The 16,867-nt window shown below is 62.4% G+C and carries 13 protein-coding genes and 1 pseudogene; 9 read left to right on the top strand and 5 right to left on the bottom strand.

Annotated elements, in window-relative coordinates:
- Nucleotides 1–8 precede the first annotated feature (8 nt).
- The 3 genes and pseudogenes from AC1VVM_RS25450 to AC1VVM_RS25440 form a co-directional block, all read right to left on the bottom strand.
- Nucleotides 9–98, bottom strand: a pseudogene (locus AC1VVM_RS25450) (thioredoxin domain-containing protein); the annotation flags it as partial.
- A 136-nt stretch (nt 99–234) separates the two neighbouring features.
- Nucleotides 235–1,227, bottom strand: coding sequence for an aldo/keto reductase (locus AC1VVM_RS25445; protein ID WP_482906494.1), 993 nt, complete (start codon nt 1,225–1,227; stop codon nt 235–237).
- Between the two features lie 34 nt (nt 1,228–1,261).
- Nucleotides 1,262–2,230, bottom strand: a complete 969-nt coding sequence (locus AC1VVM_RS25440; protein ID WP_482906493.1) for an SDR family NAD(P)-dependent oxidoreductase — start codon at nt 2,228–2,230, stop codon at nt 1,262–1,264.
- A gap of 169 nt (nt 2,231–2,399) precedes the next feature.
- Between AC1VVM_RS25440 and AC1VVM_RS25435 the strand changes: the two genes are divergently transcribed.
- The 4 genes from AC1VVM_RS25435 (at nt 2,400) to AC1VVM_RS25420 (ending at nt 8,381) form a co-directional block, all read left to right on the top strand.
- The gene (locus tag AC1VVM_RS25435; protein ID WP_482906492.1) at nt 2,400–3,308 is read left to right on the top strand and encodes an AraC family transcriptional regulator; all 909 of its coding nucleotides are present in this window, start codon (nt 2,400–2,402) and stop codon (nt 3,306–3,308) included.
- Between the two features lie 299 nt (nt 3,309–3,607).
- Nucleotides 3,608–3,982: a phage integrase N-terminal SAM-like domain-containing protein gene (locus AC1VVM_RS25430; RefSeq protein WP_482956943.1), complete on the top strand. Its 375-nt coding sequence runs from the start codon at nt 3,608–3,610 to the stop codon at nt 3,980–3,982.
- A gap of 588 nt (nt 3,983–4,570) precedes the next feature.
- Entirely contained in the window at nt 4,571–7,231 is a 2,661-nt protein-coding gene (locus tag AC1VVM_RS25425) for a glycoside hydrolase family 2 TIM barrel-domain containing protein (RefSeq protein ID WP_482956942.1), read from the top strand.
- 31 nt (nt 7,232–7,262) lie between these two features.
- Nucleotides 7,263–8,381, top strand: coding sequence for a VOC family protein (locus AC1VVM_RS25420; protein WP_482956941.1), 1,119 nt, complete (start codon nt 7,263–7,265; stop codon nt 8,379–8,381).
- A gap of 185 nt (nt 8,382–8,566) precedes the next feature.
- On the opposite strand, the gene AC1VVM_RS25415 is transcribed toward AC1VVM_RS25420, so the two are convergent.
- Entirely contained in the window at nt 8,567–8,848 is a 282-nt protein-coding gene (locus AC1VVM_RS25415) for a hypothetical protein (RefSeq protein ID WP_482956940.1), read from the bottom strand.
- A gap of 255 nt (nt 8,849–9,103) precedes the next feature.
- Nucleotides 9,104–9,373, bottom strand: a complete 270-nt coding sequence (locus AC1VVM_RS25410; protein WP_482956939.1) for a hypothetical protein — start codon at nt 9,371–9,373, stop codon at nt 9,104–9,106.
- Between the two features lie 388 nt (nt 9,374–9,761).
- Between AC1VVM_RS25410 and AC1VVM_RS25405 the strand changes: the two genes are divergently transcribed.
- The 5 genes from AC1VVM_RS25405 (at nt 9,762) to AC1VVM_RS25385 (ending at nt 16,838) form a co-directional block, all read left to right on the top strand.
- Nucleotides 9,762–11,852, top strand: coding sequence for a TonB-dependent siderophore receptor (locus AC1VVM_RS25405; RefSeq protein WP_482956938.1), 2,091 nt, complete (start codon nt 9,762–9,764; stop codon nt 11,850–11,852).
- A 108-nt stretch (nt 11,853–11,960) separates the two neighbouring features.
- Complete coding sequence (locus AC1VVM_RS25400; RefSeq protein WP_482906485.1) at nt 11,961–12,593, top strand: energy transducer TonB; 633 nt, start codon at nt 11,961–11,963, stop codon at nt 12,591–12,593.
- Nucleotides 12,590–13,099, top strand: coding sequence for an RNA polymerase sigma factor (locus AC1VVM_RS25395; protein WP_482906484.1), 510 nt, complete (start codon nt 12,590–12,592; stop codon nt 13,097–13,099). Before AC1VVM_RS25400 ends, AC1VVM_RS25395 begins: the two co-directional genes overlap by 4 nt.
- Nucleotides 13,100–13,184: 85 nt before the next feature.
- Entirely contained in the window at nt 13,185–14,219 is a 1,035-nt protein-coding gene (locus AC1VVM_RS25390) for a FecR family protein (protein WP_482956937.1), read from the top strand.
- Nucleotides 14,220–14,336: 117 nt separating this feature from the next.
- Complete coding sequence (locus AC1VVM_RS25385; protein ID WP_482956936.1) at nt 14,337–16,838, top strand: TonB-dependent siderophore receptor; 2,502 nt, start codon at nt 14,337–14,339, stop codon at nt 16,836–16,838.
- Nucleotides 16,839–16,867 lie beyond the last annotated feature (29 nt).

Raw genomic sequence — 16,867 nt, 5'->3', positions numbered from 1 at the left:
TTAGATCGTTCCAGGGACGTGCCGCTGACATACAACGCCAGCCTCGCGCGCATCGCGAAAGGGCATCGCCGAAAGCTGTACAGGATAAATACGTTCATGGTCGGTCTTGTTGCCAACGACGCAAGGTTGTTCCCGCAAGCCGGCATTGAGCCGCATAGAAGGCAATGCAAGCGTCAAGCACCCGGCCGACCAGCCTTTGACCGGCCGGCCAGCCGGGACGAATACAGCCGACGATTAAAGCTTTACGCGAGACATGCCCATTTCATTGTAGCGCGGGCCAGCCGTCTTGCCGCTGGGAGCGGCGGCCTCGATCGCGGCGAGGTCATCGCTCGACAAGTCCACATCGGGCGCACCGACGCTGTCCCGCAAGGTCTCGCTGCGCTTGAAGCCGGGGATCGGCACGATGTCCTCTCCCTGAGCCAGTAGCCAGGCGAGCGCGATCTGTGCATTGGACACGCCGTGACGCTGCGCGACTGACGCGATCGCATCGACGATCGCCAGGTTCCGGGGCATGTTCTCCGGCGAATACCGCGGATCGTTGCGCCGCCAGTCGTTCGCGGGCAGGTCGTCGAGACTACGGATGCCCCCAGCCAAAAAGCCGCGCCCCAGAGGGCTATAGGGAACGAACCCGATGCCGTTTTCGCGGCAGGCGGAAAGGATGTCGCCTTCGACATCGCGTTCCCAAATCGAATATTCGCTTTGCAAGGCGGCGATCGGATGAACTTTCGCGGCGCGGCGCACGGTGTCGGCCGCAGCCTCCGACAGGCCGATGTGGCGCACTTTGCCTTCCTTGACGAGGTCCGCCATGCCGCCGATCGTTTCTTCGATGGGGACCTGCGGATCAACGCGATGCTGATAGAACAGGTCGATCGTGTCGATGCCCAGCCGCTTCAATGATCCTTCGCAGGCACGCCGTGCGTTTTCGGGGCTGCCGTCCACGCCGACCGGCGTATCGCCATCCCAGCGCATCGCGAATTTCGTGGCGATGACCAGTCCTTCGCGGCGCCCCTTGATGGCCGCGCCGACCAGTTCCTCGTTACGGAACGGGCCATACATTTCGGCGGTGTCGAAGAAGGTGATGCCCAGATCGATCGCCTCGTGGATCGTTCGCGTGGAGACATCGTCGTCCGCAAGGCCATAGTTGATGTTGCCTTCGCGGATCATCGGCATGCAGCCCACGCCGATGGCGGAAACCTTCAGGTCTTGGCCCAATGTACGATACTTCATTGTATTTGCTCCCAGCTTGGCCAGACGGACGTCCTCAGAAAAGCTCGCCGACCAGTTCCTCACTCTTCGCCCAAAGCGCCTTCGCGGTTTCCGGATCGAGGGCATAGGGCTGCACGCCGCCACGCAGGCCTTCGCTCTCCTGCATTTCCGCGACATGGCAGTCCTCGCAATAGCGGCCGCCGATTTCGGAAGGTTCCGCGACGATCGCGCTCCAGACCGAGGTTGCCGCGCCTTGCGGGATCGACTTGTAGACGAGCGGCGGCTGGCCCGCAGCTTCAAGGCCGGCGCCGATCGTGGCAACCAGTGCCTCCTTGTCTTCCTCGGTCATGTACCGGGACAGTTCGGTTTCCCAGATGACGCCGGGATGCACGGCCGTGGCGCGAATGCCGCTATCCCGATGCCGCCGGTCGAACTCGACGGCGAAGAGGATATTGGCGGTCTTGGAGCGACCATAGGCGACCCACGGATCGTACGGGGTCTGTTCGAAGCCCGGATCGTCAAGGCTCACGTTGCCGTAGCGATGCCCGGCCGACGACAGGTTCACGAGCCGGCCACCCGGCTTCAGGAGCGAGGCGATACGGTTAACGAGCAGGAAATGGCCCAGATGGTTTGTGCCGAACTGGGTTTCGAAACCGTCCTGCGTATGTCCGAACGGCGCTGCCATGACCCCAGCATTGGCGATCACGATGTCGAACGGCCGACCATCCGCGTTCAGACGGTCCGCGCAGCTGCGCACGCTTGCGAGCGACGCGAGATCCAGTTCCACGAGTTCGAAGCTGCCCTGACTGCTTTCGGCCGCCGCGCGCATGCCTTGCGTCGCAGCTTCGGCTTTCTTCAGATCGCGCGCCGCGCCGACCACATCGGCGCCGTGGGCGACGAGGGTACGGCAGGTTTCGACACCGATGCCTGCCGATGCGCCGGTCACCAACACGCGCTTTCCGCTAAGGTCTATGCCTGCAAGCACGTCATCGGTCGTCGAAGTCGCGCCAAATTGCTGGGTCATGATGCTCTCCATTTGCGTGGCGGCAGCGGCCGGCGACATTTCCGGGCTGCAGGTCACGGCCGGCATATGGGCGCGGCATTGCCGATGCAGGTGCCCGATCGTCTCAACGCCTTGCCTGATCCTATCAGCATGGTTGAATCGCGCCACCGGCAGTACGATAGTAGGTGCCATGCAGGAGACGCTTGATCGCATGTGCCGGCGCGTGGAGCGCCATGTCGGCGGCCCGGTGCCGGAAACCGCCGTGCCGCGCCTGCGCATCCACGCGGCGCACGAGGTGGGCTCGGCCATGAGCAGCCGCTATGAACCGATGATCTGCCTGGTCCTGCGCGGCGCCAAGCAGGTCACGATCGGCAATCGCGTGCTGCGCTATGACGCGGCAACCTGCTTCGTGACTTCGGTGGAAGTTGCCGCAGTCGGCTGCGTGATCGAGGCATCGCGTGATCGGCCCTATCTGGTGACGAGCCTTGCGCTCAACCGGGAGGTTCTGGCGGAACTGCTCGCCGAACTGCCCCCGGGCGCAGCGAATGCGGATGATGCGGGCCCGCTTGCCGGGTTCGGCGTCGCACCGGTCACATCCGATATTCTTCTCGCCTGGGAGCAGCTTCTGGCCTTGCTGGATACTCCCGGCGACATTCCCATCCTGGGCCCCGCACGCGAGCGCGAGGTCCTCTATCGGCTCCTGCAAAGCGGTCACGGCTCGATGCTGCGACAGATCGGACGCGAGGATAGCCGTCTGTCCCGCATTCGCCGGGCGATTGAATGCGTCCGCCGGAATTTCGACCAGCAACTGAGGACGGAGTCTCTCGCGCAGATCGCGGGAATGAGCGTTCCTTCATTCCACCGCCACTTCAAGGCGGCAACAGGCATGAGCCCGCTGCAGTACCAGAAGAGCCTGCGATTGCAGACCGCACGCCGCCTGCTTACCGTCAGCCCCGACGCGGCGCGCGCGGCCTTTGCCGTCGGATACGAGAGCGCGTCGCAGTTCAGCCGCGAATATGCGCGGCATTTCGGCGAACCTCCGGTTCGTGACGTTGTCCGGCTGCGCGGTCATAAGTCCGACGCGTTCGAGGCCATCTAATAGTCGGAGCGGTGCACCAGACATCTGCCTTATGCAGAACCGCGTTCGTGCCGAAAGTCTTGTCGGTTTGTGCAATCGCCAAACTTAAGCAGTGCGCATCCTTGTAATTGCCTGAGTACCGTGCAGCTCGGGCTAGGTTCGATCTTCCGCACGGTGACGAGGGGATTCTGTCATTAATTGCCGGCGTTCGTGCAGCCGCTCCCGCCAACTTGGACGAACCCGCTCGCGCGGGAGGGCCGCGTGGGGCGAAGTCGCGGAGTAGAGTAGGCCTTTGAGTAAGACGCAGTCGCAGTCCCAGCATGGAGTTCCCTTCAAGGAGAGGAACCTGCCATGCCTATGCCCCATCGACTGAAGCCCCTGTCACTCCGCTACGTCAGCGCATGCTGCACGATATGATGATGCGAAGCCTACTGCCACGTACACAGGACCAGTACATCAGGCACGTGCGGCGTTTCGCGGCCTACTTCGGCCGCCCGCCCGATATGGCAACGGCGGAGGATCTGCGTAATTTCCAGATCCGCCGGCACGAGAGCGGCGCCAGTGCCGGCACCATCAATGCCGCCTCGACGCGCCTGCCGACGGCCCCGGGACGCCCGGAGATCATCCGCTCTTGCCTGCATCGCAGCGCGTGTGCGCACCCCGGCCACACCATCACGAAACACAATTCCCTATAGCTCAGCGCAAGTCGCCAGCGGATTCTTCCATGTCTCGATTTCGTACGCAAGCACCCGAAATCCTTCGACATAGCGGACCGTCTGGGCTCCGCGCCCCTTCCCCGAAACCAGCCCTTCGTTAATGCGTCAAATTACGCTCAACAGTCGTAAGGGACGATGTCGGACACCCCGTTGCTTGGAGCCAAAACCCGAGAAACGTTCCGTTGCCCATCTTCGCAAGTGAGCCGCACGACCCGACCCACCGCCGTGCGACTTAGCCGCACCAGATCCTTCCACTTCAAGTGGGCGTTTAACTGGAGGATGGCTTGCGCCAACCGATAGGCAGAACCGAAGCGTGCCCCGTGGAGATCGGCTCTGGCGATTACTTGTTTCCGATGGAAGGCCAACTGTTTCCGATGGAAGGCCAACGAGCGAGTGTATCGAGTTGCGACTGCCGCGCCGTTTGGTGGAGGCAGCATCTGTATTGGCCAATCCCTTATTCCAATTTGTGGTTGTATTTTCCACATAACGGGAGATAGATTGAAAGAAGTGCGCTTGGCAGCGATATTGGCATCAAAAGAGGCCTTACCAATTTTCGGGGAGAAAAAGATGTCGTTTCCTAGCCACGCCAGGCGTGCGGCCCTGCTTGCGATGTGCTCTTTCTGCGTTCCCGGTGCTTTCGGGCCGCTGGCGGCGCGCGAGGTCGTTCCGCTCGGTTCGGATTGGTCCTTCCACCTCGGCGATCTTCCTGCCGGCGCGGAGAGTGCAGATTTCGATGTTTCCGCATGGGACAAGGTTTCGCTGCCGCACAACTGGAACCGGATGGGCGGGACTGCGAAGCGGCGGGAAGACTACCAGAACGTCAAGGGCAGCGGCTGGTACAGGCGCGGTTTCCCTACGCCGGACAAACTCGGAAACAGACGCGTCTGGGTGCAATTCGATGCGGCCAGTGTCGTTGCCGATGTCTGGGTCAACGGCGTGCACCTCGGCCGCCATGCAGGCGCTTTTGCAGGCTTCCGGTTCGATGCGACGCCGGCGCTCAGGCCGAGCGGCGAGAACGTGCTGGTCGTTCGGGTCAACAACAGTTCTCCGCGGGAGAAGGGATCGCCGACGGCCGATGTGATCCCGATGAACGGCGATTGGCCGATGTACGGCGGCCTCTATCGGCCGGCGTCGCTGATTGTGACCGCCCCCTTGCGCATTGCGATGGAGGACTTCGGTGGCCCAGGGGTCTATGCGAGCACGACCTCACTGGAGAACGGCAAGGCAGGCCTGCGCGTTCTTACACGGCTTGAGAATGGCACCAAGAAAGCGGCTGCGGGCAAGCTCCAGATCCGCGTGCTCGACCGGGATGGCAGGGTCGCTGCGGCGTCATTCGTGCCGTATCGCACTGCGGCTGCGGGCGAGCGGGCGGGCCGCAGCGAGGTCGCAAGCGAACTCGTCCTTGCCAGTCCGCACTTGTGGGACGGACTGCGCGACCCTTACCTCTATCACGTAAACGTCCGCCTGCTCGATCATGCGGGGCGCGTGGTGGATGAAGTGGAGCAACCGCTCGGTATTCGCACCATGCGGATCGATCCGCAGAGCGGATTCTGGCTCAATGGCCGGCATATCGCGCTGCACGGTGTCTCCCGGCATCAGGACAGGCCGGGGAAAGGCTGGGCGATCACACCGGACGATATCGCGCAGGATACGGCGATGATCCGGGAAATCGGGGCCAATACGGTTCGCCTTGCGCACTACCAGCATGCCAACGAGACCTATCGGCAAATGGATGAGGCAGGCATGGTCGTCTGGGCCGAGATCCCGCTCGTCGATCGCTCGGCGCCCTGGTATTCGGAGACGACGACCGAAGCCTTCGCTGCCAATGCCGAGCAGCAACTGCGCGAACTGATCCGGCAGGAATACAACCATCCCTCGATCGCGGTCTGGTCGATCGCCAACGAGGTCAACCTGGAGGCGGCCAAGGGGCGGGGCACTTCGAATGCCAGGCCTCTACTTGAGCGTTTACAGGCAGTTGTCCATGCGGAAGATCCCTTGCGCCCTGCCACGCTGGCGGATTGCTGCGGCACCATCGCGGAAGATAACAAGCCGGGGCTCGACAGCGTCGCGGGGGTCACCGACGTGATCGGCTACAATCGCTATCACGGCTGGTATGGCAATACCGTCGATTTCCTGGGTCGCGATCTCGACCGGCTGCATGGCCGTTTTGCGCATCAGCCCATTTCGATCAGCGAGTACGGTGCAGGCGGCGCGCTGACCCAGCATACGGATGATCCGCTTGGCGGCCCGATCGCGGCTTTCGGAAGGCCTCATCCCGAGGAGTTCCAGAGCCACCTGCTGGAGGAAAGCTGGAAGCAGATCGCCGCGCGGCCTTATGTCTGGGCGAGCTGGGTATGGAACATGTTCGATTTCTCGAACGAGCTGAGGCTCGAAGGCGATCTTACCGATACCAATGACAAGGGCCTGGTCACGTTCGATCGCAAGACCCGCAAGGATGCTTTCTATTTCTACAAGGCAAACTGGTCGCAGGAGCCAACCCTCTATCTGGCCGAACGGCGCCACAGCTCGCGTCCCTATCCGGTGGTCGAGGTGAAAGCCTATGCGAATACCGAAACGGCTCAGCTGAGCCTCAACGGCCGCTCGCTGGGGGAGGCGCGCTGCGAGGCCGGAATTTGCCGTTGGCCCGAGGTTACTCTGGACCCGGGCGAGAACCGACTGGAGGCAACCGGAATGCTCGACGGGAAGCGGATTTCGGACGCCATTACCTGGACTTTCGAGGGAAGGCCCGGCCTCTATCATATCCGGGCGGGAACTCTGGAGGAGCAGCGCGCACCCAATGGCGTGCTTTGGGGATCGGATGTGTTTTCAAGAGGCGGGGAGGCGCATTTCCGCGACCGCCCCCCGATGTCGCGCGGGGGAGAGCCGGGCCCGGTGCGGCCGGTGCTGGGCACACGGAACCAGGCGGCCTATGGCAGTTGGCGGGAGGGCGATTTCCGTTATGCGATCCCGGTGCCGAACGGGCGCTATACGGTCCGAATGCACTTCTTCGAACCGGACGAGAAGGCGGGCGTTGGTACGCGGCAGTTCCAGGTTCTGGCAGAAGGCCGCAAGGCGGCCCGCGTCGACGTTCGCCGTGAAGCGAAGGCCGCCTGGACGGCGCTGACCCGCGAAATCGCGGTCAATGTCGCGGACGGCACACTCGATCTGGTGTTTCAGCCCATCAACGGTCCCGCAATCGTCTCGGGCATCGAAGTAATTCCGAAATGAAAAAGGAGGCCGGTTCGTTTAGGGCCGGCCCATGTCCGCCGAAGCTTCCGCCTCACCGGATAGTGCCGCGGCTCCGGGAGTAATGGTGATTGCGCGCTGGATGTCGCTGCCCAATGCGCCGCCGCCAATGGCATCGAAGGCGATCGTCGCGCCGGTCTCCCGGATTGCAGCGGTGAGCTCTTGCGCAAATCGCGACTACTTCACCCTGACGATGAGTTTACCTGCACGCTTGCTCCACTCGGCGAGGCAAAATACCCAAGCACGAAAGGACTTCGATGTGGAGATTTTCGTGGCCGGGCATGCACAAATCGCCGTTCAACGCGTCATTCATACCATTCACGCCACTTACGATCTTCATGCATGCCGTCTCCTCTATCAGGACGCTTTGGGCGGCCTCGTATTTGCCGAAAACTACTTTCCAGCAGAAGATCGGGACTGTGCGCTCCTCTACGTCACCAATCATTCGATCGAACCCATGGCACCGCGAACGCGCGATGACATGAGCAAGGGGTTTGCCCGGATGACGAGCAAAATTGGCGAGAGTTTTCATTCGTTCGAACTCAAGGTCGAGGATGGTCCGGCAGCCAGCCAGGCCATTCGGGACGCCGGCGGCGTAGTTGCAAGCGACTATGGTTTCTTTTTCTTCGTAAAGCCGGAATCCACGGGCGGTGTTCTGCTGGAGGTTTGCTCCTCCACGATGCCGAACGACCCGTACGATCGTCTGGGAGGTTGGGGCCCCTCCGTCGGAACCGGGCATGCGTCGTCAGTGCTGCAGCTTGACCATATCGCATGCGTGACCAGCGAAATCGAAAAGGCGATTCACTTCTTCACGTCGGTCCTGGATGGCCGCGTCATCGAGGACGGAGTGACCGCACTCCCCCAAGATGGCCGCCGCGTGCTGCTGAGCGTTGGCGACATCCAGGTTGCCTTCATCCAACCTGACGACACCGAACAAGGCCCGCTCGGAGCCTTCCTCAACAAGCCACAGAACGGCATTTACGCGTTGGTTTGGCGGGTGAAGGACGAGGAAACTGCGCGCGATCATTTTGAGAAGCGGAACCTTCGAGTGACGAAATCTGCGTGCATTTCGTCCGGCTTTGCGATTGATCCTGAGGACTTCTTTGGAGCGCGACACGAGTTCGTCCGCTGAAAATGAGGCATGAAACGGGACATTCATCTCCTCATCATCTGAGTTACGCTAGAGTATTTACAGGTTATCTGAACTCGGCGCTGCCCCGAAGTGCCATGGAAGAACGGTGGCGGAACGATCCGCTCCTTCCTTGTCATGCAGGATCTGCAAAGTTCCCCAATTGCAGCGCTGGACTGCGCACTGGGCTAAACCATGAGGGGAAGGAGCAGCGGCGAGACACCCTCGATATGCCATTTCATAGCAATGATTGCGGCAGTGGCGGCGCCGGCGTTTGCGACGGCCCTCCAGCTTCCAGCTTGCGGTTCTTCGGCATGGCGCCACAGCTCCAATGCAGCCGCGATCATCCAGAATGTAAGGATCTGGTAGCGCGTCTCCACCAGCTGGAAAGTGTAACGGCCGGCGGCGCCGCAAAGCGCAAACAGGACCGGAGGCCCGATGGCAAGAAGCGCCTTGGAGGAATATTGCATTGCAGCAATGTGACGTGAACGGCGGAATAAGCCAACCCATTGCCGACAGTTTGAGCGGTTCGTGCGGCAATGCGGGCGCAGTAACACGACTGATTTAAGGGACGGCGGCGGCTCAGGGTCGCGAAAGCCTGCCGCCCTTGCTGGGATCGCTATGAACTAATGGAGCACCCACTCCATCCTGAAAAGGCTTAAAGCCAGCCCGCAGCCGCCTGGATGACGCCGCAGACAATGCCGGGCGGCCCAATCAGGATGGTATCAATGAATGGTGGTCCAACCTTCACCATCATCGTCGAGAAAAGTACTTATCCCCTCGATCTCCACCGCGCGCTTGAACGCCTCGAAGGCTGACGCATCGCTATCGAACGGGTCCTCCCAGACTGTTGAAGTGCCGGTTTCGTTGATCACCTCCAACGTCCAGCCTTCGTCCGCTTCGAGTTTGAATATCTCCACTCGAACCGTAATGCCATCCTCGCTGACCATCCGGGAAAGTGGAGAGACCATGATGGGGGGATCGTTGTCAGCCATGTCGCTCTCCAAAGGGGGCAGTGCTCGCCGTCTTATACCAAGATCCAGGTAGACCGAACCGCCACCGACCTGCAACGCTCGGTGCGCAATCAGGTTCGAGCTGCGCCGTCAGTTCTACGCACGCGCCGCCCGGGTTGGCGGCGACCGTAGCTCCCGCCCCATAGACTTTCACGGGTTCCAGGCTGGTCAGGGTGTCGTACGCCTGGAACATCGAACAGTGAACGTAGACGTTTTTTGCATTATTGCATTTGCAAATCATTCGCATTAGACGCCAGCGGGCATAAGGACGCCGGTTTCTCCGGTGCGCTGCATCAGGGGGCCCACAATGACAATCACAACCAGAAGCCGAATACGCTATTGCGTCGCATCTGCATTAGCTATCGGGTTGATGAGCTTTGGCAGCGCCCGCGCCGAAACCGCGACTGAGGATCCGGAGGAGAACCCGATCGTGGTTACGGGTGAGACAGGAACCACCGGCCTCAGTCTCTCATCGCGCGAGACCCCGCAATCGGTGACCGTCCTGGACAGCGTGCGTATGCAGGAACAGGGGCTTTACGACATTTCCGGCGTGATGGCGCAGATCGTCGGCATACAGTCCAATCAATCCAGCGCGCTTGGGACCGACGGCACAAACTACACAGCCCGCGGCTTCGCGATCGAAAACTATCTCGTGGACGGCATCGCCCGGCCCACCAAGATCTACGGCTTCACCGAAGATACGGCGGACATGATCGCCTACGACCGGATCGAAGTCATCCGGGGATCGGCCGGGATGATGACGGGCACTGGACAGCCCTCCGCGGCAATCAACATGATCCGCAAGCGTCCCGGCACGGATCTCACGGCCACCGCGGCCGCAACTGTCGGTTCCTGGGATATGTACCGCCTGGAAGGTGACCTGGGTGGGGCCGTAACGGCCGACGGCCACATCCGCGCCCGCGTCTCTGGCGCCTGGCAGGACAATGACACTTACATCGATCGCGAGCACGTCAAGCGCCAGGCGCTCTACGGCATCGTCGAGGCTGATCTGGCGCCGTCCACTTTGCTGACCGTCGGCGTGGAATACCAGAACTTCGGCAACAAGGGTGCCTCTCGCGGAGGCGTACCGCTGTTTTTCACAGACGGAACCACGACTGATTTTGCACGATCGACCAACGGCGGCGCAAACTGGTCCGATTTCAAGCGCGAAAGCGTCAACATCTTCGCGTCACTGGCGCACGATTTCGACAAGAACTGGCACTTGCAGATCGACGCCGAGCACAAGTCCGGTTCCTATGACGAAACTATCGGCTATTTTTTCGGGAGCGCGATAGACAAGGATACCGGGGATGGCGGCACCCTGTATTCGACGCGCTGGGCCTCGGACCTCACGCTCAATGCCATTTATGCCAACTTGCGCGGGACCTTCGAAGTTCTGGGCCAGGAGCAGCACATCGGCCTGACGCTTAGCCACGCGCGGTCCGACGATGACCAGACGCTTTACCCCGGCTGGTGGTCGGGGAGCGATTACGCGAAACCGATCAATGCTTACGCATTCTTCCCCAATGGCGACACGCCCAAACCCGATTTGACGGCAACGGGCGATCTCGGCGGCAATCGCGTCGAGACGAGCGGGATCGCCGGCGTGGCGCGCCTCAAGCCCATCAGCCCCTTGTCGGTGATCGCGGGCGGACGCCTGACATGGTGGAAGCAGGACAGCTATTCGCAGCCCGCGGGCGGCGTGCGCACGTGGTCATCGGTAACCGACGAGAAAGCCGTGTTCACGCCCTACGCCGGCATCGTCCTCGATTTCAGCAAGGCCATCTCGGCCTATATCAGCTACGCCAGCGTCTTCGACCCGCAGACGGAACGCACCGTGGACGGCGATACGATTGCTCCGCTTGAAGGTGACACGTACGAGGCAGGCCTGAAGGCGGATTTCCTTAACGGCAAGCTGAGCGCCAGCACGGCGGTCTTCCGGATGAAGCAGAACAACTATGCCCTGGCAGACGGCCCCGGCATCTTCGCGCCGGACGGCAGCTCCGCCTATCACGCGGTATCGGGCATGAAATCATCGGGCTTCGAACTTGAAGTCAACGGCGAAGTCCTGCCCGGATGGCGCGTGGCGGGCGGCTTCGCGAACGCCCGGGCCGAGGATCGCGATGGGGTTCGCCAGCTTCCGCAGATCCCCAAGAACACCTTCAAGATGTTCACCACCTACCGGCTGCCCGGCGCGCTCGACGCCTTGATGGTGGGCGGAAACCTCAAGTGGCAGAGCAAGACCACGGCCGACGGTACCGGCCCCAATGGCGAAATTTACACGCAGGGCAGCCTTGCGACGCTGGACCTTCTGGCCAACTACCGTTTCTCGGAACATTTCTCGCTTACCGCGCACCTCGATAACGTCTTCGACAAGAAGTATTACTCGGGCCTCTATATCGGCAGCGCACGCTTCGCGACGCCCCGCGCCTTCACATTGACGCTTCGCGGCACGCTGTGAGAACCAGGCGGTAAGCAAGCACCCCCTCACCCTTCACCGCGCGTGAACCCGCCGCCTTTCCTCTGCCGCTTGCGCCGTTCCAACCAAGAGGGTGGAAACGGCGCATCGGTGCGCGCGGCCGCCGTTGCCATTACGGCCGGGGTTCACGTGGCGGCAGCCGCCGTTGCCGCCATCACGTTCGGCTGGCTGCAAGCAGGCGCGCCGAATCACGCGGTGCCTGCCACGCTGGTGACATTCAACGTCCATTCGCCCGCGCCCGTGCACGACAAGCCGAACGCCCAAGCGGTGCGTCCGCGACATATCCCGGCATCGGCCCCGCCCCATGTCGCTACGCCCCTGCCCGTTCGCACCGCAGAAGTACTCGCGACAAACGCCCCTGAACCGCCCGCCGCTGCTGCCACCGGCGGCCTGTCGGACAATCTGCCGGACCTTGCCCTATCCTATCGCCGGGCCCTGATCGCGCGGCTGGAAAGCCAGCGCCGCTATCCGGCGGGATCGCTTCAACATCATGCGCAGGGGACAGGCTCCCTCCTCTTCCGCATCGATCGCGACGGGTATTTGCTGGATGCGGTGATCGTTTCCAGCACGGGACATTCCGCCCTCGATCAAGCCGCGCTGGCCATCGTCTCAAGGGCGGCACCCTTCCCCCCGATCCCAAGCGGGCTTCCGGACGAACTTGCCGTCTCCCTACCCATCGTCTTCCTGATCGATGACGGGGCGACGTCGGCGGCCACACCGTGAACGGGGGCGATGCCGCCATCGTCGGTTCCCATCAGGCCGCGCTGTTCGCCTATGTCCGTTCGCTCGTGGATTCGCCGCCGGTTGCCGCCGATATCGTGCAGGAAACCTGGGCCCGGGCCATTCCGTCGCTTCGCGCGGGCCGGGTGGAGAACCCCCGCGCCTTTCTCTACCGCGTGGCCCGCAATCTGGTGAACGACAGGGCGCGGGACAGCGGCAAGTGGCGGCCTTGGCTGGCAGACGAAGAGGCCGGCATCACCGTCGCCGATGAAAGCCCGGATGCCGAGCGGCAAGTCCTTGCGGCAGATCGCCTGCGCATGGTGCGCGAACTGGTGGCAGATCTACCTCCCCGATGCCGGGAAATCTTCATTTTGCGCAAGTTCGATGGCCTCGACCAAGCCGTCATCGCCGACCGCCTCGGCATCACCCGGGGCGCGGTCGAAAAGCAATTACGGATCGCCCTGCTGACGCTGGCCACCCGGCTCGGCGAAATCGAAGGGGAGGCGTGATGCCCAGTGCGATCCACAACAGTCGCCCAGCTTTGCCTGACGGCATCTCGTCTGGCCGCGTCGTGTTTGGCGGGACAATTCCGTCATGGTTGATGAGAAAGCCGACCGAAGGGACGGAACCGTGACCGAAAACGCACCTCGCGCCACCATTCCGGCCGCCATTGCAGAATCCGCCGCAGACTGGATCGTCCGCCGGGACGGAGGAGAATTGTCGGCTGAAGATGAGCGGTCCTTTCGGGAATGGTTGTCCGAGCCGGACCATCGCCGCGCCCTTGAACGACTGGAAGAGCTTTGGTGCCTGATGGACAGCGATCCGGCATCCGTTGCTACCCAACCCACCGGTTTGCCGCCAATCGCGCTCAAACGCCGGAGTATATTCGGCCGCAACCGCAGCTCCTCCACCCCTCCCGCCCGCAAGCCGCGACGGTGGGCCGGAGCGGCAGTCGCCGCATCGATAGCGCTGGCGGCATTCGCCTCGTTCGGCGACTGGCCGACCCGCCTGCGCGCGGATTATGCCACTGGGGTAGGCGAACGCCGTTTGCTGACGCTGGAAGACGGCTCACACGTGACGCTGGGCAGCAGTTCGGCCATCGTTCACGACTTTTCCGCCACCCGCCGCCAGGTGCGCCTGCTTGAAGGAAGCGCGCTGTTCGAAGTGACGCCGGACCGCAGCCGCCCGTTCACTGTCGAAGCCGCGGGCGGCAGCGCCACCGCTCTTGGCACGGCTTTCGCAGTGCGCGAGCGGGACGGGATCGCCGAACTCGTGGTGACCCAACATCGGGTCCGGGTTATCGGCGGTGGTCGCTCCGCAATCGTCGACGAAGGCCGGCGCGTCGATTTCGATGCCGAGACACTGGGCGCTGTCGAAGCCGCCGGCAATGGGGTCACCGCCTGGACGCGAGGCCGGCTCGTCGTGGTCAACCGCCCCTTGCGCGAAGTCGTCGCCGAAATCGCGCGCTATCGACACGGCTATCTTTCCGTCACGGGAACAGCGGCGGACGTGAAGGTCAGCGGCGTCTACGATCTCGACCACCCGCTTGAGGCGGTCGACAGCATCGAGCGCAGCCTGAATCTCAGGTCTTTCCGGTTTTCGGATCGCCTGATCGTGCTCCACCGCTGAACCGCAAAAAATTTGCAGCCCTTAGTCGTCTTTTCCCGCCCCGCCCCGTCTCCATTATTGAGAATGCGTCGCAACAGCGTGATTGCGCCATCTCGCAACCATATTGGGGTCAATTCGATGTACGAGAAAATGGGTCATGGCGGCGCACGCCTGCTGGTAGCCGCACTGCTAGCCGGCACCACCATGACCGGGGGTATGACTGCGTTCGCTTCCGGCGCGATGGCGCAAGAGAACGGCAGCGTGAACGCCTATGCCATTCCCGCTGGCTCGCTGAGCGACGCGTTGAACAACTTTGCGCAGCAGAGCGGATTGCAGCTGAACTACGACGCCTCGCTCACGCAAGGACGTCATTCGGCGGGCCTCAACGCAAAGCTGCCGTGGCGCGATGCACTGGCGCGGCTGCTGTCCGGCACCGGCCTTGTGGCGCGTGCCAATGGCCCGGCGGCCGTGACCATTGCGCGTGCCACCACCGGGGCGATGACGCTCGATACACTGCTCGTCTCGGCCAGCGCAGAGCCTTCCACGACAGCCATGCTCAGCGATGAGGATCGGTTTGACCCAGCGGATGACGCGCGGCGTGGCGATTCCATCGTGGTCACGGGCCGCAACGTCAAGATCGACACCCGCTCGGCCTCCGGCCCCTGGGGCGACAAGCTCGTCATCAACACCCCCTATGCGATCAGCGTCCTTTCGCAGGACCTGATCGAAAGCGTCGTCGCCGGCGACATGGACCAGATGTTCAAGATGAACCCGGTGGTCCAGAACTCCGCCCCATCGACCGTCTACGGAACGCCCTATGTCACCATCCGCGGCTTCGATTCCCAGAAGGGCGTGGTGGACGGGGTCCGGCTATCCTCCACGCTGACCGGCATTTCCATGGAAGAACTCGCCAATGTCGAGATCATGAACGGCCTGTCCGGCTTCATGTACGGCGTCGGCAATCCGGGCGGTGTGACCAACTACGTGCTCAAGCGGCCGACCTACACGCCCACGCGCGACATCACTGTGGGCGACTATGGCAACCGGCAGTTCTTCGTCCATGCCGATCTGGGCGGCAAGATCGACCGGGACGGTGTGTTCGCCTACCGGCTGAACCTCTCCTATCAGGACGGTGAGACCGCGAAGAAGAACCAGAACATCGCCCGCAGCCTGTTCAGCGGCGCGGTGGACTGGAACGTCTCGCCGGACCTGCTGCTGCAAGTCGAAGCGGCGCATACCTATTACCGGATCGACGGCATCGATTCCCGCTTCTACGCCTATGCCGATACCAGTTATGCGGCGATCGATCACTGGATCGAACCGCTGGACGCCAGCAAGACCTGGACGCCGGACTGGACTTACCTCCAGATCAAGACCGACCGCATCGGCACCAATGCCAAGTGGAAGCTGAACGACACTTTCAGCCTGCGCGCCGCCTACCTCTACAAGCGCGATGCGCAGGAATCGATCAACGTCTATCCCGCCTATTTCGAGGATGTGGGCTGGAAAGTCGGTTGGGCCTCGCGCAGCGCGCCGTCCTACAACATTGCGCAGGGCGCCTATGCCTATCTCGACAGCGAATTCGAGACGCTGGGCATCAAGCACCGCCTGACCGTGGGCGCTTCGGGCGACATCCTGCGTGTGAAGCGGCACGTCACCAACTCGGTCAGCGCCGGTTTTTCGCCGGCCTTCACCGACCCCAACGACATGAACAGCTGGGCCATGCCCGATACGCTGAACACCTATTCGTGGGGCGCACTCTACAAGTCCAGCCAGTCGCAGAACACCAACGTGATCCTGGGCGACGACATCCAGTTTACCGAGCAGCTCAGCGCGATGGTGGGCGTGAACCGCAGCACCGTGAAGGCCCGCAACTTCGGGGCGACCGGCACGCGCACGTCCAGCTACAACGAAAGCGCCTATACGCCCACGGTCTCGCTGGTGTTCAAGCCGGCAGCGCGGGTGACGACGTACGCGACGTACATGGAAGGTCTGGAACAGGGCTCGACGGTCCCCGACGACGCCGCGCTCTACAACAATCCGGGCGAGATCATGAAGCCCTACGTCTCCAAGCAGTACGAGGTGGGCGCCAAGTACGCTCCGATCGACGCGCTCATGATCACCGGCGCGCTCTACCGGATCGAGAAGGCCAATTCCTACGACGAAACGGTAAACGGCAAGATCACCCGCACGCAGGACGGCGTGGAGGTCCATCAGGGTGTCGAACTGACGGTGACCGGCCACGTCACGCCCCGGCTCAACGTGATGCTGGGCGGCACCGTGATGGACCTGAAAGTCACCAAGACCAGCACGGCCTCGCTGCTGGGCAAGAAGCCCACCGGCGTCAGCGACATGCTGGCGAAAGTCTACGCCGATTACGAGATTCCGGGGCTGGACGGCTTCTCCATCAGCGGCGGCGTCTACCACGCCGGCAAGATGTACAAGGACAGCGCCAATCTCCAGAAGATCGACGGCTACACGATCGTCGACCTTGGCATGCACTACAAGACCCAGATCGACGGCCACCCGATCCGCTTCGACCTCAACGTCGCCAATCTGGGCGCCCTCGATTACTGGGCGACCTCGTCCCAGCTCGGCGGCCCCCGCAACGTGGCCTTCGCGGTCAAGTACGGGTTCTGAGCGATGACGGATCGAGATCGACACGCGGT

The organism is Novosphingobium sp. BL-S-33 (genome assembly GCF_056857025.1).
The sequence above is the reverse complement of the archived record's forward strand: the minus strand, read 5'-3'. Positions and strand labels throughout refer to the sequence as shown.